The sequence below is a fragment of the Klebsiella sp. CSG-1 genome, from assembly GCF_056521145.1.
In genome coordinates, this window is sequence record NZ_JBWNLD010000004.1 from 463,860 (window position 1) to 485,191 (window position 21,332).

The 21,332-nt window shown below is 55.4% G+C and carries 20 protein-coding genes; 9 read left to right on the forward strand and 11 right to left on the reverse strand.

Translation table 11 applies throughout. The annotated features are described in order from the left end of the window. The first annotated feature begins 165 nt into the window (after window positions 1-165). From AC007G_RS13110 to osmB, 5 genes are all read left to right on the forward strand, one after another. The gene (locus AC007G_RS13110; RefSeq protein WP_128320105.1) at window positions 166-1,323 is read left to right on the forward strand and encodes a carboxymuconolactone decarboxylase family protein; all 1,158 of its coding nucleotides are present in this window, start codon (window positions 166-168) and stop codon (window positions 1,321-1,323) included. Window positions 1,324-1,403: 80 nt separating this feature from the next. Next, on the forward strand, window positions 1,404-3,338 hold the full coding sequence (locus AC007G_RS13115; RefSeq protein ID WP_142631111.1) for an exoribonuclease II: 1,935 nt from the start codon (window positions 1,404-1,406) through the stop codon (window positions 3,336-3,338). Between the two features lie 192 nt (window positions 3,339-3,530). Beyond that, window positions 3,531-3,713 (forward strand): YciZ family protein, encoded by a 183-nt coding sequence (locus AC007G_RS13120; protein ID WP_004861074.1) that lies wholly within the window; start codon window positions 3,531-3,533, stop codon window positions 3,711-3,713. A gap of 72 nt (window positions 3,714-3,785) precedes the next feature. Then, complete coding sequence (gene yciT, locus AC007G_RS13125; protein ID WP_142631112.1) at window positions 3,786-4,535, forward strand: DNA-binding transcriptional regulator YciT; 750 nt, start codon at window positions 3,786-3,788, stop codon at window positions 4,533-4,535. A 304-nt stretch (window positions 4,536-4,839) separates the two neighbouring features. Continuing rightward, window positions 4,840-5,058 (forward strand): osmotically-inducible lipoprotein OsmB, encoded by a 219-nt coding sequence (gene osmB / locus AC007G_RS13130; RefSeq protein WP_032688354.1) that lies wholly within the window; start codon window positions 4,840-4,842, stop codon window positions 5,056-5,058. A gap of 106 nt (window positions 5,059-5,164) precedes the next feature. Here the strand turns inward: osmB and yciH are convergent, their stop codons facing one another. From yciH to pgpB, 5 genes are all read right to left on the reverse strand, one after another. Continuing rightward, window positions 5,165-5,491: a stress response translation initiation inhibitor YciH gene (gene yciH, locus AC007G_RS13135; protein WP_032688103.1), complete on the reverse strand. Its 327-nt coding sequence runs from the start codon at window positions 5,489-5,491 to the stop codon at window positions 5,165-5,167. Continuing rightward, the gene (gene pyrF, locus AC007G_RS13140; RefSeq protein WP_032695883.1) at window positions 5,491-6,228 is read right to left on the reverse strand and encodes an orotidine-5'-phosphate decarboxylase; all 738 of its coding nucleotides are present in this window, start codon (window positions 6,226-6,228) and stop codon (window positions 5,491-5,493) included. The genes yciH and pyrF overlap by 1 nt, the downstream gene beginning before the upstream one ends. Window positions 6,229-6,420: 192 nt before the next feature. Continuing rightward, entirely contained in the window at window positions 6,421-7,590 is a 1,170-nt protein-coding gene (gene lapB, locus AC007G_RS13145) for a lipopolysaccharide assembly protein LapB (RefSeq protein ID WP_032688106.1), read from the reverse strand. 6 nt (window positions 7,591-7,596) lie between these two features. Beyond that, window positions 7,597-7,905, reverse strand: a complete 309-nt coding sequence (locus AC007G_RS13150) for a LapA family protein (RefSeq protein ID WP_004861050.1) — start codon at window positions 7,903-7,905, stop codon at window positions 7,597-7,599. Window positions 7,906-8,040: 135 nt separating this feature from the next. Further along, the gene (pgpB, locus tag AC007G_RS13155; RefSeq protein WP_032688108.1) at window positions 8,041-8,808 is read right to left on the reverse strand and encodes a phosphatidylglycerophosphatase B; all 768 of its coding nucleotides are present in this window, start codon (window positions 8,806-8,808) and stop codon (window positions 8,041-8,043) included. A gap of 163 nt (window positions 8,809-8,971) precedes the next feature. Here pgpB and ribA point away from each other — a divergent pair, with 163 nt between their 5' ends. Continuing rightward, window positions 8,972-9,562, forward strand: a complete 591-nt coding sequence (gene ribA, locus AC007G_RS13160) for a GTP cyclohydrolase II (RefSeq protein WP_004861045.1) — start codon at window positions 8,972-8,974, stop codon at window positions 9,560-9,562. A 41-nt stretch (window positions 9,563-9,603) separates the two neighbouring features. Here the strand turns inward: ribA and acnA are convergent, their stop codons facing one another. From acnA to topA, 4 genes are all read right to left on the reverse strand, one after another. Continuing rightward, the gene (gene acnA, locus AC007G_RS13165; RefSeq protein ID WP_142631113.1) at window positions 9,604-12,276 is read right to left on the reverse strand and encodes an aconitate hydratase AcnA; all 2,673 of its coding nucleotides are present in this window, start codon (window positions 12,274-12,276) and stop codon (window positions 9,604-9,606) included. Between the two features lie 391 nt (window positions 12,277-12,667). Next, complete coding sequence (locus AC007G_RS13170) at window positions 12,668-12,835, reverse strand: YmiA family putative membrane protein (RefSeq protein WP_071999999.1); 168 nt, start codon at window positions 12,833-12,835, stop codon at window positions 12,668-12,670. Between the two features lie 244 nt (window positions 12,836-13,079). Continuing rightward, complete coding sequence (gene cysB / locus AC007G_RS13175) at window positions 13,080-14,054, reverse strand: HTH-type transcriptional regulator CysB (protein WP_004861036.1); 975 nt, start codon at window positions 14,052-14,054, stop codon at window positions 13,080-13,082. Window positions 14,055-14,381: 327 nt separating this feature from the next. After that, entirely contained in the window at window positions 14,382-16,979 is a 2,598-nt protein-coding gene (gene topA / locus AC007G_RS13180; protein WP_032688111.1) for a type I DNA topoisomerase, read from the reverse strand. Between the two features lie 413 nt (window positions 16,980-17,392). On the opposite strand from topA, the gene AC007G_RS13185 reads away from it, so the two are divergent. After that, window positions 17,393-17,644 (forward strand): YciN family protein, encoded by a 252-nt coding sequence (locus AC007G_RS13185; protein WP_004861030.1) that lies wholly within the window; start codon window positions 17,393-17,395, stop codon window positions 17,642-17,644. A gap of 75 nt (window positions 17,645-17,719) precedes the next feature. Here the strand turns inward: AC007G_RS13185 and sohB are convergent, their stop codons facing one another. Then, window positions 17,720-18,766, reverse strand: coding sequence for a protease SohB (gene sohB / locus AC007G_RS13190; protein ID WP_142631114.1), 1,047 nt, complete (start codon window positions 18,764-18,766; stop codon window positions 17,720-17,722). 254 nt (window positions 18,767-19,020) lie between these two features. Here sohB and AC007G_RS13195 point away from each other — a divergent pair, with 254 nt between their 5' ends. Both AC007G_RS13195 and cobO read left to right on the forward strand, forming a co-directional pair. Continuing rightward, window positions 19,021-19,782, forward strand: a complete 762-nt coding sequence (locus tag AC007G_RS13195) for a YciK family oxidoreductase (protein WP_032688112.1) — start codon at window positions 19,021-19,023, stop codon at window positions 19,780-19,782. After that, on the forward strand, window positions 19,779-20,369 hold the full coding sequence (gene cobO, locus AC007G_RS13200) for a cob(I)yrinic acid a,c-diamide adenosyltransferase (RefSeq protein WP_032688113.1): 591 nt from the start codon (window positions 19,779-19,781) through the stop codon (window positions 20,367-20,369). The genes AC007G_RS13195 and cobO overlap by 4 nt, the downstream gene beginning before the upstream one ends. Here cobO and AC007G_RS13205 read toward each other — a convergent pair. Then, on the reverse strand, window positions 20,341-21,315 hold the full coding sequence (locus tag AC007G_RS13205; RefSeq protein ID WP_032688114.1) for a helix-turn-helix transcriptional regulator: 975 nt from the start codon (window positions 21,313-21,315) through the stop codon (window positions 20,341-20,343). The two genes, cobO and AC007G_RS13205, sit on opposite strands and share 29 nt — an antisense overlap. Window positions 21,316-21,332 lie beyond the last annotated feature (17 nt).

Below are 21,332 nucleotides of genomic sequence, written 5' to 3' on the forward strand. Positions count from 1 at the left end.
CCTGCATTCCCTGCATTCCAGAGACCTACATTCACCCCTGTTATTCCAAACAGCTATTTGTTAGCACGTATCAATATTTTCTCCCGCTTCAGGGTTACGCCAGGATAGTTATGCATATATGGCCCACGGAAGTGCGGCTCGCCACATACCGATCAAGGAACGCCCATGGAGCAACGCCGCGTTTATGGCAAAAACCACTGGTATCATGAAACCCAGTCAACAATCTGCCCGGTGGATGTGCTGCCGCTCGTCCCTGAAGCCGCCCATGTCGAAGATCGCTTTTTACTCGATCTGACGTTACCGGAAGAGTGGCTGCGCGCGCATGCGGGCTGGCTGGCCCCAGCGCGATGTCTGGCCGATGCGCTCTTCCCTGCCTCCGTCGTCGTCAATCGCCTACAAACCGTTAGCGCTTATGACCGTCTGAGCACGGCGCTGACCGTCGCTCAGGTGTATGGCGTGCAGCGGCTGTGTAATCACTATGCCGCCCGACTGGCGCCGCTGCCGGGACCGGACTCTTCACGTGAGAGCAACCGCCGGCTGGCGCAAATGACCCAATATGCCCGCCAGCTGGCCGGTTCGCCTTCGGTCATTAACACCCTTTCCCGCAGCCAGCTGGATGAGGTCGGATTAACCAGCCGCGATATGATTCTCATTAATCAAATTGTGGGCTTTGTCGGTTTCCAGGCGCGCGCAATTGCCGCGTTTCACGCCAGCCTCGGCTTTCCGGTGCGCTGGATGCCCGGCATGCCGCAGCAGGAAGATGCGCCGGCAGACGATTTTACGATCGGTCAGTTGACCTGGACACCTGACATCAACGATACCGATCTCCGCTATGCCAATGACGAGCGCCAGGCGCTGCTGGCCGACTGGCTACCGCATCCAGGTCTGTCTGAGCTGGCGCCGCTGCTTGCGGCCCACGAAACCATACTCAAAGCCCAGCACCAATTACTCGCCCAGTTGAGCGTGAATCAGCCTTTTGCTTCGCTGGTGGCGCTGATGACCGCGCGCATTAACGGTAGCGCCAGCTGTTTTAACGCCTGGGCTGAAACCGGGTCAGTTTCCCCGCTGCTTACTGAGACGTTACGCAACGATGAGCGCGCGCCAGAAGCCTGGGAACAAAGCCATCCCACCGAGCGCATCATCTTGCAGGCGGTACAGCTTTTAACCCGGGCGCCCGACCGTTTCAGCGCGGCGCAATTAACGCCCCTCGCTGAACATGGGCTTTCCCATGCGCAGATTATCGATATTCTGGCGTGGAGCGGCGTGTGTGGCTGGATGAATCGTCTGAAAATCGCCCTCGGGATGGTTCGTCAACAGACGTAAAATGCCAAACATCGCTTGCTGCAACAGGCATTATCGCGTAAAAATGTCAGCCGCTCTTTTAGCCACGAAAATACCTAATTATGTTTCAGGACAACCCGCTGCTAGCGCAGCTTAAACAGCAACTGCATTCCCAGACTCCTCGTGTTGAAGGGGTCGTTAAGGGGACGGAAAAAGGTTTTGGCTTCCTCGAAGTTGATGCGCAGAAAAGCTACTTTATTCCGCCGCCGCAAATGAAAAAAGTGATGCATGGCGACCGCATCAGCGCCGTGATCCACACTGAAAAAGAACGTGAAAGCGCCGAGCCGGAAGAGTTGATTGAACCTTTCCTGACCCGTTTCGTCGGTAAAGTGCATAAGAAAGATGACCGACTGTCGATCGTTCCCGATCATCCGCTGCTGAAAGACGCCATACCCTGCCGCGCCGATCGTAGCGTGAGCCATGATTTTAAAGAGGGTGACTGGGCCGTTGCTGAAATGCGCCGTCATCCGCTGAAAGGCGACCGCGGCTTTTATGCCGAATTAACCCAGTTTATTACCTTCAGCGACGATCATTTCGTTCCGTGGTGGGTTACCCTGGCTCGCCACAATCTGGAAAAAGAAGCCCCGGACGGCGTTGCGACCGAGATGCTGGATGAAGGTCTGGAACGTCGTGACTTAACGGCGCTGGACTTCGTTACCATCGACAGCGCCAGCACCGAAGATATGGACGATGCGCTGTATGTCGAAGCCGCCGCCGACGGCACGCTGCATTTGACCGTAGCGATTGCCGATCCGACCGCCTGGATTGCCGAAGGTAGCAAACTGGACAAAGCAGCAAAAATTCGCGCCTTCACCAACTATCTGCCGGGCTTTAACATCCCGATGTTGCCGCGCGAGCTGTCTGACGACCTGTGCTCTCTGCGCGCCAACGAAGTGCGTCCGGTCCTCGCTTGCCGCATGATCCTGACGGCTGACGGCACGATTGAAGACGATATCGAATTCTTCGCCGCGACCATTGAGTCAAAAGCCAGACTGGCCTACGACAACGTCTCTGACTGGCTGGAAAACACCGGCAGCTGGCAGCCTGAGAGCGAGTCTATCGCTCAGCAGATCACACTGCTGCAGGATGTCTGTCTGCGCCGCAGCGAATGGCGTAAAACCCATGCGCTGGTGTTCAAGGACCGCCCGGACTACCGTTTCGTGCTGGGTGAGAGAGGCGAGGTGCTGGATATCGTTGCCGAACCGCGCCGCATCGCCAACCGCATCGTCGAAGAGTCAATGATTGCGGCAAACATCTGCGCGGCCCGCGTTCTGCGCGACAAGCTGGGCTTTGGTGTCTATAACGTGCATACCGGCTTTGATCCGGCCAACACCGAACAACTGGCCACGTTGCTGAAGACCCACGACGTCCACGTTGATCCGGTTGAAGTGCTGACGCTCGACGGTTTCTGCAAACTGCGTCGCGAGCTTGATGCCCAGCCGTCGGGTTTCCTCGACAGCCGCATTCGTCGCTTCCAGTCCTACGCGGAAATCAGCACCGAACCGGGTCCGCACTTCGGCCTTGGCCTTGAAGCCTATGCCACCTGGACCTCACCGATTCGTAAATATGGCGACATGATTAACCATCGTCTGCTGAAAGCGATCATCAAAGGTGAAACGGCAACGCGTCCGCAAGATGAGATTGCCGTACAGATGGCCGAGCGCCGTCGCCTGAACCGCATGGCCGAACGCGATGTTGGTGACTGGCTGTACGCCCGCTATCTGAGCCCGCAGGCAGGTACCGATACGCGCTATGCCGCGGAAATTATCGATATCAGCCGGGGCGGAATGCGCGTTCGCCTGGTGGATAACGGCGCCGTAGCCTTTATCCCGGCGCCGTTCCTGCACGCCGTTCGTGATGAGCTGGTCTGTAGCCAGGAAAACGGTACCGTGCAGATCAAAGGCGAGACCGTCTACAAAGTTACCGACGTCATCGACGTCAAGATTGCCGAAGTCCGGATGGAAACCCGCAGCGTCATCGCGCGTCCGTTCGCCTGATAGCCGTCTTCAGCGGCTCCCGTTATCAGGGGCCGCTTATTTTTCTCCCGCGTGGTCTGATATTGTCCCGTTTTCCCTCGTTTTCCTGACTATCTATCGCAGATGATTTACGTTGTGCGTTTTTTTCTCTTCTCTTTTTCATCTGTTTTTTGCATCATTGATTTCATTCGTTTTTGTAACCAGGATAATGCTATGTCTGATCTGAATGCCCGCCTGCTCGCCCAACGTATCGATACCGTGCTGGATATTCTGGTTGCCGGCGATTATCACTCTGCGATTCATAATCTGGAGATCCTCAAAGCGGAACTTCAGGCGCTTTCTGCCGATGAGCCGGAAGCGAAACCCGGCCAACCCAAAGCGCCCTGGGAAATCTGATCGCCCATATCGCCACAATCGATCAATGATGTCGATTGTCAGCTAAAATAGCCCCCTAACTGTGATGTTGCTATGAACGCCCGACAACAAAGTATTTTACAAATGGTCATCGATAAAGGCCGCATGAGCGTGGCCGATCTCGCGAAAATGACCGGTGTCTCTGAAGTGACGATTCGTCAGGATTTGAATTTACTGGAAAAGCAGAGCTATCTGCGCCGGACGCATGGTTTCGCCGTACCGCTGGATAGCGAAGATGTCGAAACCCGTATGATGACCCATTTCTCGATCAAACGTGAACTGGCTACGCGCGCCGCTGAGCTGGTCAACGCCGGTGAGACGGTATTTATCGAAAACGGCAGCTGCAACGCCCTCCTCGCCCGTACGCTTGCCGAGCGCGGCGACATTACCATCATCACCGTCAGCAGCTATATTGCGCATCTGCTTAAAGAGACGCCTGGGGAGGTCATTCTGCTCGGCGGAATCTACCAGAAGCGCAGCGAAAGTATGGTCGGCCCGCTCACGCGGCAGTTTATTCAGCAGGTCCACTTCAGCAAAGCATTTATTGGCATCGATGGCTGGCAGCCGGAAACCGGGTTTACCGGCAGGGATATGATGCGCGCGGATGTGGTCAATGCGGTCCTTGAAAAGGGCTGTGAGGCGATTGTCCTGAGCGACAGTTCGAAGTTCAGCGTCGTGCACCCTTATCCGCTCGGTCCGATGGCGCGTTTTAGCCGCATTATTACCGACAGCAGTCTGCACGATGATGCCCGCCAACAGCTGACAGAAAGCGGGCTCACCGTCGATATTGTCAGTTTTTCCTGAATTCATCCCGACTTTCTTTTTCACCCGGCGTTTTTTCTACCCCGCCGCCCACTCGCGTGGGCGCAGGCCGCATGAAGCCCTGTCTGAGAGTTTTCCGAGACCGCAATTAAGAGTTTTTACCTGCCGGTAAAATTAAAAAAAAGTAGAATTAATGTTAGCGATATAACAGGAAGTGACTATCACCCGCGTGATTAAAGTAACACCTGCGCAACTTAAGTTTCATGGAATAGCCCTTAAAATCTGGCATCACGCTATGCTTTAAGGAAGTTGTATCCATGAATAGATTATTCAGGAGAAAATTATGATGACTTCAATGAGCAAAAAAATGGCTGCAGCTGTTCTGGCCGTTACCGTAGTAATGTCTCTGAGCGCATGTTCCAACTGGTCCAAACGCGATCGTAATACCGCAATCGGTGCCGGCGCGGGCGCACTCGGCGGCGCAGTATTAACCGATGGCAGCACCCTGGGCACCCTGGGTGGCGCAGCGGTTGGTGGGATTATCGGTCACCAGGTTGGTAAATAAGGCCTGAACCGGATCAACGATAAAAATAATCCGCATCGGTAGACTTACAGACTTACGCACCGGCTAAAAATCAAGGCCACGGTATTTACCGTGGCCTTGTTGTTCATTAACCGCCGGCCAGCTTAACTTTCATGCCTTTGGCTTCCAGCAGTGATTTAAGCAAATCACGCTTATCGCCCTGAATTTCAATTACGCCATCTTTCACCGACCCGCCGCAGCCGCACTTCTTTTTCAGCTCAGCGGCCAGTTTTGCCAGCGCATCATCATCCAGGTCGATACCGACGATCAGGCATACGCCCTTCCCCTTACGGCCGCTGGTCTGACGCTGAATGCGCACCACGCCATCGCCTTTAGGGCGCTCAACCACCGCCCTGGGTTCGTCAATACGGCCGCTTTCCGTCGAATACACCAGGCGACTATTGGAATCGGTCATTATGCCCCCTTAGTCAGTGACGCATTGATACTGCGTAAGGTCGCCGCCGGGTCCGCAGACTGAGTCACCGGACGACCAATCACCATATAGTCTACGCCGGCTGCCTGCGCCTGTTCCGGCGTCATGATGCGACGCTGGTCTCCGGCATCGCTGCCCTGCGGGCGAATTCCGGGCGTCACCAGCTTAAAGGCCTGCCCCAGCTCCTGCTTGAAGCGCGCCGCTTCCTGCGCAGAACAGACCACGCCGTCCAGCCCGCAGCGCTGCGTTAACGCCGCCAGTTTTGCCGCATGATCGGCGGGAGAAAGCGTGATACCAAGATCCTGGAGATCGCTGGCTTCCATGCTGGTCAGGACGGTCACGGCAATCAACAGCGGCGCATCCTGGCCAAACGGGAGCAGCGCTTCGCGGGCTGCGGTCATCATTCGCGCACCGCCAGAGGCATGAACATTGACCATCCAGACGCCCAGTTCTGCCGCAGCGGCTACCGCGCGCGCAGTGGTGTTCGGGATATCATGAAATTTCAGGTCGAGGAAGACCTCAAAACCACGCTGATGCAAGTCGCGAACAAACTGTGGCCCCAGCAGCGTAAACATCTCCTTGCCCACCTTCAGGCGGCAGTCGCGTGGATCAATGCGGTCAACAAAGGCCAGCGCTTTGTCGCGGTTATCATAATCGAGCGCAACAACAACGGGAGAGGATGTGACAACGCGAGGCGAAGATGAAGCAGTAGACGTCATGACCAGACCTTAATTGTTGATGGGCGCCGTTTTGGCGCAAAAAAGGTAAACGGGCAGCATTCTACCTGCGATGAAGGGAAATTGACAGGCTGCTTTTTGCCGCCTGCCGGGCGATGGCAGCGCTGGCGTTACAGGGAGCAAGTGTTAAAAACCGATAAGTATGTTGTAACTAAAGTGCGTTTTTTTAAAAAACTATTGTCCGTCGAGACCGCGAATCGGTTTAATCGTTGACCACGAACGGCAGGACGGGCAGTGCCAGTACAGGGTATGAGCGGTGAAGCCGCACTTTTGACAGCGGTAGCGCGGTTTACTGCGGACCTGCTCCCCCACCATATTGCGCAGCACGCCAAGGCTCTCCTTCGCGCGCCCCTCTTCGGCTTCATTGAGGTGGTAGTCCATCAGCTTATGGAAGACCCGCATCGTCGGATGTCGCTCCAGCTGACGAGTAACATAGCTCTGCGCAGCCTCCACGCCTTCGCGCTGTTCGAGAATTTGCGCCAGCATCAGCTCCGCGGTTGCCCCGGTGTTTTCATCAACGCAGCGGCGCAGGAAGAGCTCCCATTCATCGGGTTTACCCAGCTGCTGATAGCAGGTCTGCAGCATGTCGAGCGTTTCGCCCACCAGCTCTTTATCCTGATTGATGACCCGCTCCAGGCTCTCTACCGCTTTTGCGTAATCGCCCTTCTCCATCCATACCCGGCCCATCATAATCGACACGCGGGCGCTGTTGCGGTCAGCCGCGGCCCCTTTTTTCAGCAGCGACATCGCTTTATCCATATCGCTGTTCGCCATCTGCTGCAGCGCGAGCTCGCACCAGAAGTTGGCAATATCACCCCGGTGTTTTTCTTTACCCAGCTTCACTAACCGCTCGGCAACATCAATAGCCGATTGCCAGTCGCTGGTGGCCTGATAGATTTGCAGCAGCTGCTGCAGCGCGCTGAGGCGAAAATCGGTCTCATCCACCAGCTGCTTGAACATATCTTCCGCGCGGTCGTAAAGACCGGCGGCCATGTAGTCGCGCCCCAGTTGCTGAACGGCCAGCAGCCGCTGATCGTAGGTCAGCGAGGCGCTTTCCATCAGGCTCTGGTGAATACGGATAGCCCGGTCAACCTCACCGCGGGAGCGGAACAGGTTACCCAGCGTCAGGTGGGCCTCAACGGTACCGGTATCCTCTTTCAGCATGTCGAGGAACAGATCCACCGCTTTATCCTGCTGGTTGCTCAGCAGGAAGTTTACCCCGGTCACGTAGTCACGCGACAGGCGGTTAGCGTCGTCCTGTTTGGACTGTTGTGCACTTCTGCGCCCCATATACCATCCGTAAGCAGCGGCAACGGGCAAAAGCAGAAACAACAACTCCAGCATAAATGATTATTCCTTCACCGCAGGAACACCTGCGTCGGCCGGCGCGGCGTTGGTGGGCGCAATCTGATGTTCAAGACGCTTGATTTTACGTTCAGCGCGAACCAGAGAAACGCGAACCCGCAGCCAGAAAAGGCCGCAAATCAGCCAGCCAATAGCAAACCCTGCGGCAAAGAGCACTGCCAGCAACGTCGAAATACGGAATTCACCCTGCGCGAGCAAATAGTTGAACGTGACCAGTTGATCATTCTGTGCACCTAACGTCACGGAGATGACGAAGATGGCTAATACCAGTAAGAAAATCAGTAAATATTTCACACTACTTCCCGTTTTGTGGGTTGAGCGAAAAAATCCCGCGTTCAGCCCTATAAAGTATCATTTTCGCTGCAGCGGTGAAATGGAAAAGCATGACACCCTGTCAGGATATGCGTCCGTCTGGCGCGAAAATCAACGTTATCCCTGATTTATCGTCCGTGTCTTAATCTCCTGCGCCTCTTCTCCCGGCGGCGTAAGCGGACCGCACAGCCGCTGGGTGAGCCAGGTGGCCAGCGTCACCAGCAGCCCGGAAATAAGCGTGGCGACCAGCAAATCTTGCGGCCAGTGCATGCCAAGCGCCAGGCGGCTGCCCATTACGGCCGTCGCCCACGTCAGCAGCGCGGCGATGGTCACCCAGCGTCGCCGCGGCCACAGCAGTCCGACACCCAACAATGCCCAGCTGGCTGCAAACATCGTATGCCCGGACGGAAAAGCAAAACCGGTCTCTTTCTGCCAGTGCTTGCGCAGGAATCGAGGAATATCCTGCTCTTGCGCCAGCTGCTCATGCACCAGTTTAGCGCGTTCTTTGCGTTTTAACGCGTAGAATTGATCGACCGGCACCTGACGGGTCTTTTCCAGCCAAACCACAAAAGGACGCGGCTCCTGTACCTGCTCTTTGATCCAGGATTTTATGCCCTGCCCCAGCAGAATCGCCGCCCCCAGAATCACAAACAGCATCACCGCGGCGCGCAGACGAAAACGCAGGCACCACAGAAACCAGCCGCATAAAACCGTATGGGTGATGATGCCCCACGGCTGGGTCACGCTTTCGGTCACCCAATAGAGCAGTTTTAACCACGCTTGCGGAAGGTCTGGCTGCCACTTCCAGCCGGATACCCACACCATGCCGGGCATAATCATAAGCAATGCCGCACCGATGGCGGTTCGTCTGGCGATCGACAGCATCTTATCTCCTTATCTCTTCTTCCGACTATCATAACGGAAAGTGGTGCGTTTGTGCGCTTTACGCGCAGGCAGCCGTGCGTAATTAGGAGAACGTCGCGCCACTGTGGCAAAATAGCGCCAAACAGAAAGCACATTCAGGTGCTGACAGAATCTGGAGAATCACATGCAGCTTAAACGTGTGGCAGAAGCCAAACTGCCAACCCCCTGGGGCGATTTCCTGATGGTGGGATTTGAAGAACTGGCAACCGGGCAGGATCATGTCGCGCTGGTCTTCGGCGATATTTCGGGCCAGTCCCCCGTCCTTGCTCGCGTACATTCTGAGTGCTTAACGGGCGACGCCCTTTTTAGTCTGCGTTGTGATTGCGGTTTTCAGCTCGAAGCGGCGCTGTCGCATATTGCCGAAGAGGGGCGCGGTATCCTGCTGTACCATCGTCAGGAAGGCCGCAACATTGGCCTGCTGAATAAAATTCGCGCCTATGCGTTGCAGGATCAGGGCTATGACACCGTGGAAGCCAACCATCAGCTGGGCTTTGCGGCAGACGAGCGCGACTTTACGCTGTGCGCAGATATGTTCAAACTGCTCCACGTCGACCAGGTGCGTCTGCTGACCAACAACCCGAAAAAAGTGGAAATTCTCAGCGAAGCCGGGATTAATATCGTTGAACGCGTGCCGCTGATTGTCGGGCGCAACCCGAAAAACGCCCACTATCTGGACACCAAGGCCGCCAAAATGGGGCATCTGTTGAATAAATAAATCGGCAGAAATGAAGGGCCAGCGCTTGCTGGCCCTTTTTTTTACAGCATGTTGCGAATCACATAATGCAGAATACCGTCATTCTGATAGTAGGTCAGTTCGGTGGCGGTATCGATGCGGCAACGGCAGTGGATCACCTCTTGTGTACCGTCCGTCCGCGTCAGGGTCACCGGAACCGTCGCGCCAGGCTGCAAGGCCTGCAGATTGCTGATATCTATCCGCTCCTCGCCGTTCAGCCCCAGCGTTTTACGCGTGACGCCCTGCGGGAACTCCAGCGGCAGGATCCCCATCCCGATCAGGTTGGAACGGTGAATACGCTCGAATGATTCGGCGATCACCACCCGCACGCCCAGCAACCGCGGGCCTTTCGCCGCCCAGTCGCGGCTGGATCCTGAGCCGTACTCTTTCCCGGCCACCACCGCCAGCGGGATCCCCTCATTTTTATAGCGCATTGCCGCGTCATAAATCGCCATCGGCTCGCTGCCCGGCAGATGTCGGGTCATCCCCCCTTCCACGCCCGGCACCATTTCGTTGCGAATACGGATGTTGGCAAAGGTGCCGCGCATCATCACTTCATGGTTGCCGCGGCGGGAACCGTAGGAGTTAAAGTCAGCGCGCGCGACGCCGTGTTCCTGCAAATAGCGTCCGGCCGGGCTGTCCTGCTTGATACTCCCGGCAGGAGAAATGTGGTCAGTGGTGACCGAATCGCCGAGCATCGCCAGAATACGCGCGCCGTGAATATCTTCCACCGGCTCAGGCTGAACCCCCATCTCGTCAAAGAATGGCGACAGGCGAATATAGGTCGAATCCTCCTGCCAGTCGTAAGTATCCGAGCGATCGACGTGAATGGCTTTCCATTCTGGCGTTCCTTCAAACACCTCCGCGTACTCTTTGTGGAACATGTCGGTTGTGACCTGCTCAACCGCCTGGGCGATCTCAAAGCCGCTCGGCCAGATATCCTTCAGATAGACCGGCTGACCATTTTTGCCGGTGCCAAGCGGATCGCGGGTCAGATTGACGTTCATATTCCCGGCCAGGGCGTAGGCCACCACCAGCGGCGGTGATGCCAGCCAGTTGGTTTTCACCAGCGGATGAATACGCCCTTCGAAGTTACGGTTACCGGACAGCACCGCGCCGACGGTTAAATCCCCTTTTTTGATCGCCTCTTCGATCGGTTCCGGCAGCGGGCCGGAGTTACCGATACACGTGGTACACCCGTACCCGACCAGGTTGAAACCCAGCGCATCGAGATACGGCGTCAGCCCGGCGTGGGCCAGATAATCGGACACCACTTTAGATCCTGGCGCCAGAGAGGCTTTAACCCACGGTTGCGGCTTCAGTCCCAGCTCAACGGCTTTTTTGGCCAGCAGGCCGGCGGCCATTAGCACGCTGGGGTTGGAGGTGTTGGTGCAGGAAGTGATGGCGGCAATCGCCACCGCGCCGTCGGGCAGCGAATATTGCTGTCCGTTCAGCGTATAGTCGACCGGCTGGCGCTGTTTTTGCGTCAGGTTAACCTCCAGCTCGCTGCTGGCGGCGAAGGCTTTCGGCACGTCGCCAAGCGCCACGCGGTCCTGCGGCCGTTTTGGCCCGGCGAGACTCGCTTCGACAGTTCCCATATCCAACGCCAGGGTACTGGTGAAGACCGGCTCATCGCCCGTCTGACGCCACATTCCCTGCGCTTTGGCATAGGCTTCCACCAGTGCCACCTGTTCATCGCTGCGCCCGCTCAGACGCATGTAGCTGAGGGTTACCGCATCAATCGGGAAGAAGCCGCAGGTGGCACCGTACTCAGGCGACATATTGGCGATGGTCGCGCGGTCGGCCAGCGGGAGCGAATCCAGGCCATCGCCGTAAAACTCAACAAACTTACCCACGACGCCGTGCTGACGCAGCATCTGGGTGACGGTGAGCACGAGATCGGTGGCGGTAATGCCTTCACGGAGCTTACCGCTCAGTTTAAAGCCCACCACATCCGGGATCAGCATCGAGACCGGCTGACCCAGCATTGCGGCTTCCGCTTCAATACCGCCGACGCCCCAGCCCAGCACACCCAGGCCGTTGATCATCGTGGTATGTGAATCGGTACCGACCAGCGTGTCGGGCCAGGCAACCCATTCGCCATTTTGCTCTTCGCTCCAGACCGCTTTGCCAAGGTATTCGAGGTTAACCTGGTGGCAAATGCCGGTACCCGGCGGCACGACGCTGAAGCGGCTGAACGCCTGCTGTCCCCAGCGCAGGAAAACATAACGCTCGTGGTTGCGTTCCATCTCAAGACGGACGTTTTCTTCAAACGCATCGTCATTGCCGAAGCGATCGACGGTGACCGAGTGGTCGATAACCAGGTCCACCGGCGACAGCGGGTTGACCTTCGCCGTATCGCCTCCCAGGCGTTTGACCGCCTCACGCATTGCCGCAAGATCCACCACCGCGGGTACGCCGGTAAAATCCTGCATCAGCACGCGCGCCGGACGATAGGCAATTTCCCGGTCAGCATGAGCGTGTTCAAGCCAGCCTGCCAGCGCATGAATATCTTCGGCGGTGACCGAGTCACCGTCCTGCCAGCGCAGCAGATTCTCCAGCAGAACTTTAAGCGATTTGGGCAAACGGGTCAGATCGCCCAGTTCTTTAGCGGCCAGCGGCAAGCTGTAGTAATGGTAGGTTTTATCTTTGACCTGTAGCGTATCCTTACTGGCTGCTCGTAGGGTTGACGACATAGCTCCTCCTTTATCACAGGGATGGCATGCCCTGATCCTCCTCAGGGTTAATATTAAAGATAACACATACCAGGCATAACACTTTGATAACAACCCAAATTGCTAAAATCGGTAAAATCACCAGGGACAGAAAAGCTGAATAACAACAGGGGAGAATGTTGAAAGAGATTGATGGATCGGATAGAGAGCGGATGAAATTTATACGAGAGAGCAAAAGAAAAAGAACTAATCGCCGGTGGATTGACGATTAGTTCAACAGAATGGATTATTGATGAAAAAAAACCGTGGCGAAATAACTCCTCCTTGTTGCCGTTAGTATATTAAAGTGAATAATTCGTTGCGATTTCTCCGTCATAAAAATGACATATATTCATATTCAGAAAATGCAGGCTCAGCTGATGATCCAAACGTTACAGACGACGAGCGCGATGATACTCCAGAACATCGCCAGCCCAAGAATGACGGCACTCCAGGCCCTACTCCTTAACACAGGATCAATCTCCGTTTTGTCACTTTCCTGTGACATCGCAAACTTCATATAATCGATATCACTAATCATTTTATCACCACCAATCGCTAAAATTATCAGGTACGATTAAATCTTAATTATGGCTGTTCGATTAATCCAGTTAATTCTCTTAGAAATGGATATCTTTGACCATTATTTTGATCGCGATAGGTATATTTGAAATTGTGGTACGAGGAGTTAACGAAAATTGTGATTTATACGAGGTTTAGCGCTTCGATTATCGGCCATAATAGGTTTTGGCATCCCCGCAAGGATGCCATTATTATTTATAAGTCTACTTTTCTGGCAGTTTAATATCTTTGAACATCGCCTCGATATCTTCATTCGAGCGCAGAGCCACCGCGGTATCCACCACATCTCGCGTCAAATGCGGCGCAAAACGCTGAATAAAATCATACATATAGCTGCGAAGGAAGGTGCTGCGGCGGAAACCTATCTTCGTGGTGCTGTGGCTGAAAATACCGTTAGCATCAAGCTTCACCAGGTCGGGATCGGAGACCGGATCCACCGCCATGCTGGCAATCACCCCGACGCCAAGGCCAAGACGGACGTAGGTTTTGATAACGTCAGCATCGGTGGCGGTGAAGACGATACGCGGCGTCAGCCCGGCGCGGTTAAAGGCGGTATCCAGCTCGGAGCGGCCGGTAAACCCAAAGGTATAGGTGACCAGCGGGTACTGGGCCAGCTCTTCAATCGTCACCGAACCCCGGGAGGCCAGCGGATGTTCAGGCGTCACGACAATCGAACGGTTCCAGTGATAGCACGGCAGCATGACCAGATCATCATAGAGATGCAGCGCTTCGGTGGCGATCGCGAAATCAGCATTCCCCTTTGACACCGCTTCCGCAATTTGCGTCGGCGATCCCTGATGCATATGCAAAGAGACGCGCGGGTAGCGCTCAATAAAGCCTTTTATCACCCCGGGTAACGCATAGCGGGCCTGAGTATGGGTGGTGGCCACATACAGCGAGCCTTTGTCGGGCCAGGTATGTTCGCCGGCGACCGACTTAATCGCATCGACCTTCGACAGAACTTCGCGGGCGATGCGGATGATCTCCTGACCTGCCGGCGTCACCTGAGTTAAATGTTTGCCGCTACGGGCGAAAATCTGAATACCGAGCTCATCTTCCAGCATGCGTACCTGCTTGCTGATACCGGGCTGTGAGGTATACAGGCCTTCGGCAGTCGAGGAGACATTCAGATTATGGTTAACAACCTCAACGATGTAGCGGAGCTGCTGTAGTTTCATGGCTGATATCCGTTAACGCGTAAAATGAATTCGTTCATACACTTTACGTTCAGGCCGCCTGCCGGCAAGCTGCACGTTTGCCGTCCCTGCGACTCGCCGTTATGGCGCCACAAAGCATCCTGAACACGATGATGTATAAGACGATTTAATAATAAAAAAGAGATTAGCTATAACCACTATATCATTTATATCTACAGTGTATAGATACTAACGAAAAATAATAAGCTGGTTATAAGGCCGCCGTCCGGCGTCAGAGGATGGCGAATAAGGCAGGAAAATCAGTGAGAAAAAGGGCCGCATCGCGGCCCTTCACGGAGAGAACTACGCTTACTTCTTCGCTTCAGTCCATTTACCGTCGATATAGAAGGCGGACCAACCGGTCGCTTTGCCCTCTTTCTCTGACGCTACGTACTGCTGCTTAGTTTTACGGCTAAAACGCACCAGCGTTTTGTTACCGTCGGGATCCTGCTGCGGCGCGTCGGCCAGATAACGCAGTTTCTCCGGCAGACGATCGCGGAAGCGATACAGCTCTTCCACCAGCGGCGCACGCGTTTCACGCGATTTCGGGAAGGTGTTTGCCGCAAGGAAAACACCTGCCGCACCATCACGCAGAACAAACCAGGCGTCCGACTTCTCACACGGCAGCTCCGGTAACGGAACCGGATCTTCCTTCGGCGGAGCGACTTCGCCGTTACGCAGAATTTTGCGCGTATTCTTACATTCGTCGTTGGTGCAGGCCATGTACTTACCAAAACGCCCCATTTTCAGGTGCATTTCAGAACCACATTTTTCACACTCAACCACCGGGCCGTCATAACCCTTGATGCGGAACTCGCCCTCTTCGATCTCATAGCCATCGCAGGTTGGGTTGTTACCACATACGTGCAGCTTGCGCTTAGGATCGATAAGGTAGCTGTCCATCGCCGTACCGCACTTCTGGCAACGACGCTTGGCACGCAGCGCGTTGGTTTCGGCATCGTCGCCTTCCAGCACGTTGAGCACTTCGTTTTCCGGCACCAGGTTAATGGTGGTCTTGCAGCGTTCTTTCGGCGGCAGCGCATAGCCTGAACAGCCCAGGAACACCCCGGTGCTGGCCGTGCGAATCCCCATCTGACGACCGCAGGTCGGACAGTCGATGCTGGTCAGCACCATCGGGTTCGGCTGCATGCCCCCCTCTTCCGGATCCTTCTCCGCCGTTTCCAGCTGAGTCGTGAAGTCACCGAAGAAGTGGTCCAGTACCTGACGCCACTCGGCCTGGTGATTCGCCACCTGATCGAGGCGGTCTTCCATTTGCGCGGTAAAATCGTAGTTCATCAGATCGCGGAAGTTCTCTTCCAGACGATCGGTGACAATCTCACCCATTTTCTCGGCATAGAAGCGGCGGTTTTCCACCCGCACGTAGCCGCGATCCTGAATGGTCGAAATGATCGACGCATAGGTAGACGGCCGGCCGATACCGCGTTTTTCCAGCTCTTTGACCAGCGATGCTTCGCTAAAGCGCGCAGGCGGTTTGGTAAAGTGCTGTGCCGGGGTCAGTTCGACCAGGCTCAGGCTCTCGCCCTGGTTGACGACCGGTAAGGTCCGATCTTCATCGCCTTTACGCAGCGCCGGCATCACTTTGGTCCAGCCGTCAAAACGCAGGGTACGACCGCGCGCTTTGAGTTTAAAGTCGCCGGCTTTCACGGTCAGCGTGGTGGAATCGTACTGCGCCGGCGTCATCTGACAGGCAACAAACTGGCGCCAGATCAGCTGATACAGTTTCAGCGCGTCGGCTTCCATCCCTTTAAGGTCTTCGGCCATCACGTTCACGTCAGAAGGACGAATCGCTTCGTGCGCTTCCTGTGAGTTTTCTTTGCTGGCGTACTGGTTGGCGTTCTCTGGCAGATATTTTTTGCCGAAGTTATCGCCGATATAGCCGCGAACCATACTCAGCGCATCCTGGCTCAGGTTCGTTGAATCGGTACGCATATAGGTGATGTAGCCGGCCTCATAGAGGCGCTGCGCCATCATCATGGTTTTCTTCACCCCGAAGCCCAGGCGGGTGCTGGCTGCCTGCTGCAAGGTCGAGGTAATAAACGGCGCGCCAGGCTTGCTGCTGGTCGGTTTGTCTTCACGCTCCAGCACGCTGTAGCTGGCTTTCTCCAGCAGCGCAACGGCAGCCATGGTTTCATCGCGGTTAACCGGACGGAACGGCTTGTCGTGCTGATGCGTCACCTGCAGCGGCAGAGCATCGCCACCCGGCGTGGTGGTGCTGGCGTCGATTTCCCAGAACTCTTCCGGCACGAACGCTTTAATTTCGCGTTCACGCTCCACGACCAGGCGTACAGCAACCGACTGGACGCGACCTGCGGACAGACCGCGGGCAATTTTTTTCCACAGCAGCGGGGAAACCATATAGCCCACGACGCGGTCCATAAAGCGACGCGCCTGCTGAGCGTTAACGCGATCAATATTCAGCTCGCCCGGCTTCTCAAAAGCCTGACGAATCGCATTTTTGGTGATTTCGTTGAACACCACGCGGCTATAGCGTTTTTCATCTCCACCGATCACTTCCCGCAGGTGCCATGCAATGGCTTCCCCTTCGCGGTCAAGGTCGGTTGCGAGATAGATGTGGTCGGCTTTTTCCGCCAACTGCTTGAGTTCTGAAACTACCTTTTCTTTACCCGGAAGTACTTCATACTGAGCATCCCAGTCATGCCATGGGTCTACACCCATACGATTGACCAGAGCGCTACGTTCATCCTTTTTAGGCTTTTTAGCCCCTTTGGTGGAGGTAGAGTCGGCGCTCTTTTTGGAAGCTGAGCCACTGGTCGGCAAATCGCGGATATGACCCACGCTGGATTTCACCACGTAGTCATTACCCAGATACTTATTGATCGTTTTGGCTTTTGCCGGGGACTCAACGATAACGAGAGCTTTACCCATATTCACCTTTACCTAATTTGATTCATCCAGGAATACATCGCACATTTTGATTCACCATCCACTGACGACGTACGTCAAATGTTGCGACGCCGTCGATGGATATCAACCCTCTGCACGTCCAGTTTCACATCCATAAAACCAGATAGCTGAGTTTACTGACTTTTGCTCGTCAGGTGACATAGCACGAAGAATTTTTGGCCGAATGTCAAGCAAATCTGTTGCCAGATCGCCGAAAGCGTCACACTGTACCTGATAAAATTCGTTACGCAACTTTATTAGCATGCAAAAGCAAATCCTGCCAGTAAAGTCCTGTTTCTTAGAGCTTTGCCATTAACCCTGTACTCTGAATGGAAAATTTGCCCCATCTCGCCGCGCGGCGTAAACTACCGGACGAAGAATTACAGGAGTCACTTATGCAAGGTACAACCCAACCTATCGATCGCCAGTCGCTGCTTGAAATAGCCAACAAACTCATTCGTGAACATGAAGATACGCTAGCCGGGATCGAAGCTACTGACGTCGCTCAGCGTAACGGCGTTCTGGTATTCAGCGGCGAGTTTTATCTTGATGAGCAAGGCCTGCCGACGGCGAAGAGCACGGCGGTATTCAATATGTTCAAATACCTCGCGCACGCGCTGTCAGAAAAATACCATCTGACCGATTAAGCCCTCTTATATTTAGCGGGCATAAAACGCCAACGCGAGGCAGTTGCCTCGCGTTGTTTTGTTCACCTGCGCTGATTACATCAGCGGCTTTTCCCCTCGCTGCCACCAGCGTAGCAGCAGACGGTCGGCGCTTTCGGCGGCGCTACCGGTAAAACGGTCGAGCATTTTTTTACGTTGCTGGTAACGAACGCCGATGACATCATGATTGTCGATCAGCCCCAGAAGCAGTTCGTCACTGGTTTCGACCAGGTCCACCAGCCCTTTCTCCAGCGCCTGAACGCCGTACCAGTGTTCACCGGTAGCAACGGCCTCAATATCCAGCGAAGGCCGCATTTCGTGGACAAAATCTTTGAACAACTGATGAGTCTCATTCAGGTCTTCACGGAACTTACGCCGACCTTCGTCAGTATTCTCACCCAGCATCGTTAAGGTCCGTTTGTACTGCCCGGCGGTATGCAGTTCAATATCGATATCTTTGTTCTTCAGGAAGCGATGCAGGTTAGGGATCTGCGCAACCACGCCGATAGAGCCCAGAATGGCGAACGGCGCAGCCACGATTTTGTTCGCCACACAGGCCATCATGTAACCACCGCTGGCCGCGACTTTATCCACCGCTACGGTTAAGGGTATTTGCTTATCGCGCAGACGCTGCAGCTGTGATGCGGCGAGGCCATAACCGTGGACCACTCCACCGGGGCTTTCCAGACGGAGGATCACCTGATCGCGCGGTTTCACCGCCGCCAGGATTGCGGTGATCTCTTCGCGCAGGCTGGCGACTTCGTGGGCGTCCATACTGCCTTTGAAATCCAGCACCCAGGCACGCGGCTTGCTGTTTGGCTCCGTAGACCCGAGCTTAGCCCGCGCCCTGGCCGCTTTCGCCTCCTGCTTGTGCTTTTTCTTTTGCGCTTTGTGCCACACTTTTTGCTGCGGACCATCAAGCAGCGCGACCGCCAGCTCTTCCCGCATCTCTTTGTATTGCTCGCTGAGATTGGTTACCCGCAGTTCCCCGCGCTGTTTCTTCCGCTGGGTCAGGTTAACGATGAGGGCGGTAATAACCGCAATGGCGACGACAACGGTCGCGATTTTGGCCAAAAACAGGCCATATTGAGCAAGTAATTCCACGTATTCACCTTGTGCAAACCACTGACGTTGAAGCACAGTGTACATCAGCCCGCGTGACGAAGTCTCTGCGCTTTGTGTGGTGCGCGAGGCCCCTTCCCGTTTTTTTCAGCGACGATGAAATCGTTGCAAGATGTTCATTCCGCAAAGAGTTTCCCTTTCGCTGATTGCAATGCCCGGCTGTTTCAGGCATAAAACGCAAAAGTATGAGACCGAATACAACGCGCGATCGTCAGCAGATTGCCTAAGGAGTCGCCGTGCACTATCAACCGCAGCATCATTTATTAAAAGATCGCATTATCCTGGTTACCGGCGCCAGCGACGGTATCGGCCGCGAAGCCGCATTGACCTATTCCCGCTACAGCGCAAGCGTTGTGCTGGTCGGACGTAACGAAGAGAAACTGCGCAGCGTGGCGCAGGAAATAGACCAGGCCGGCGGGCTTCCGGCACGTTGGTTCACGTTGGATCTGTTAACCTGCACGCCGCAGGAGTGCCAGCAGCTGGCACAGCAGATCGCCGTCCACTACCCGCGCCTCGATGGCGTACTGCACAATGCCGGTTTGCTGGGCGATGTCTGCCCGATGGATCAGCAAAAACCGGAAGTCTGGCAGCAGGTGATGCAGGTCAACGTCAACGGCACCTTTATGCTGACCCAGGCACTGCTTCCTTTATTACTCAAGTCGGAGTCGGGTTCACTGGTCTTCACCTCTTCCAGCGTCGGCCGCCAGGGACGCGCTAACTGGGGCGCCTATGCGGCCTCCAAGTTTGCCACAGAAGGGATGATGCAGGTGCTGGCCGAAGAGTACCAGAGCCGTCATCTGCGGGTTAACTGTATCAATCCCGGCGGAACGCGCACCAAAATGCGCGCCAACGCTTTCCCGACGGAAGATCCGCAAAAGCTCAAAACCCCCGCCGATATTATGCCGGTTTATTTATGGCTAATGGGCGATGACAGCCGTCGCAAGACGGGAATGACCTTCGATGCCCAGCCAGGGCGTAAACCAGGAATTGCACAATGAGTGATGAACGCTACCGTGAACGCCAGCAGCGGGTAAAAGACAAAGTTGATGCCCGCGTGGCGGCAGCGCAGGAAGAACGCGGCATTGTTATCGTGTTCACCGGTAACGGAAAAGGCAAAACGACGGCCGGTTTTGGTACCGTCACCCGCGCTATCGGGCATGGAAAAAAAGCGGGCGTCATCCAGTTTATCAAAGGCACCTGGCCCAACGGCGAGCGTAACCTGCTGGAACCGCACGGCGTAGAGTTTCAGGTGATGGCCACCGGGTTTACCTGGAATACCCAGGATCGTGAAAGCGATACGGCGGCCTGCCTTGCCGTCTGGGAACACGCGCAGCGGATGCTGGCCGACGAATCCCTGGATATGGTGCTGCTGGATGAGCTGACTTACATGGTGGCGTACGACTATTTGCCGCTTGAGACGGTACTCACCGCGCTGCGCAATCGCCCGGTACAGCAGACGGTGATTATCACCGGACGCGGCTGCCATCGGGAGATTATCGAGCTGGCCGATACCGTCAGCGAACTGCGGCCGGTTAAACACGCATTCGATGCCGGTATCAAAGCCCAGATGGGGATTGATTACTAAGCGTCAGCCGCTCCAGCAGCGCATGATTCAGCGGCAGACACAGGCAATCCTCCCCCAACGCCAGCGCGCTTTCAATCATGTTCTGCCGCGAAACAAAGCGCTTACGGTATTCCGTAGGCGTCAGACCACAGTATTTATTGAAGGCGGCAATCAGGTACTTATGTTCCTGAAAGCCGCAGCTGTGGCTGATTTCGGTAATTGGCGTACGGGTATCGCGCAGCAGCGTTCTCGCCTTATTCAGCCGGACCAGGGTGAGATACTCTTTGAAATTATGCCGGCTGACCTTTTTGAACAGGCGCGAAAACCATGAATAGCTCATACCGCTATGGTTCGCCACCTCGCTCAGGGTCAGCGGCTGGTCGAAGTGCTGATTAATAAAATCGATCCCTTTCTTGATCATCGCCTCTTCGCGCAGTGAACTCTCCACCTGGGTGGCCGGTTCTCCGGCCTGTACCAGCGCATCGAGCAGCAGATAGGTCATCGCGATACGCTGGAACGGCGCGCGATTATCAATCAGTTGAGCCAGCAGGTCGCAAAGGCACTGCTGTACCTGTCGGTCTGCCGCGCTCTGGCGGCGCCCTCGAGTACACCAGGTCAGAACCGGCGCCGGGTGCAGCTCATCGAACAGACCGGGGGAAAACTGGACGGTCACCAGCGAACTCCCCGCCGCTTCCGCACGCAGCGAGTGCACCGCCTCGGCGTTGATATAGAGCATGTCCCCCTCAACCATCTCAACGCTTTGCTGGCCGACGACAATAGAAAACCGCCCGCTCAGAACGGTGATAAGCTCTGGCGCCGGGTGCCAGTGAGGTTCGCAGTAGCGCACCTCGGCCGCAAAGACATTTAGCTTTTCAGCATCAAAGGCAATCAGCTCATAGCCACTGTTCGCCGTATGGCGCCCGGTCTCTGTCGCCGAACGTGGATGTGTCACGGAAAATGGAAACACGCATCATCTCCTGTCAC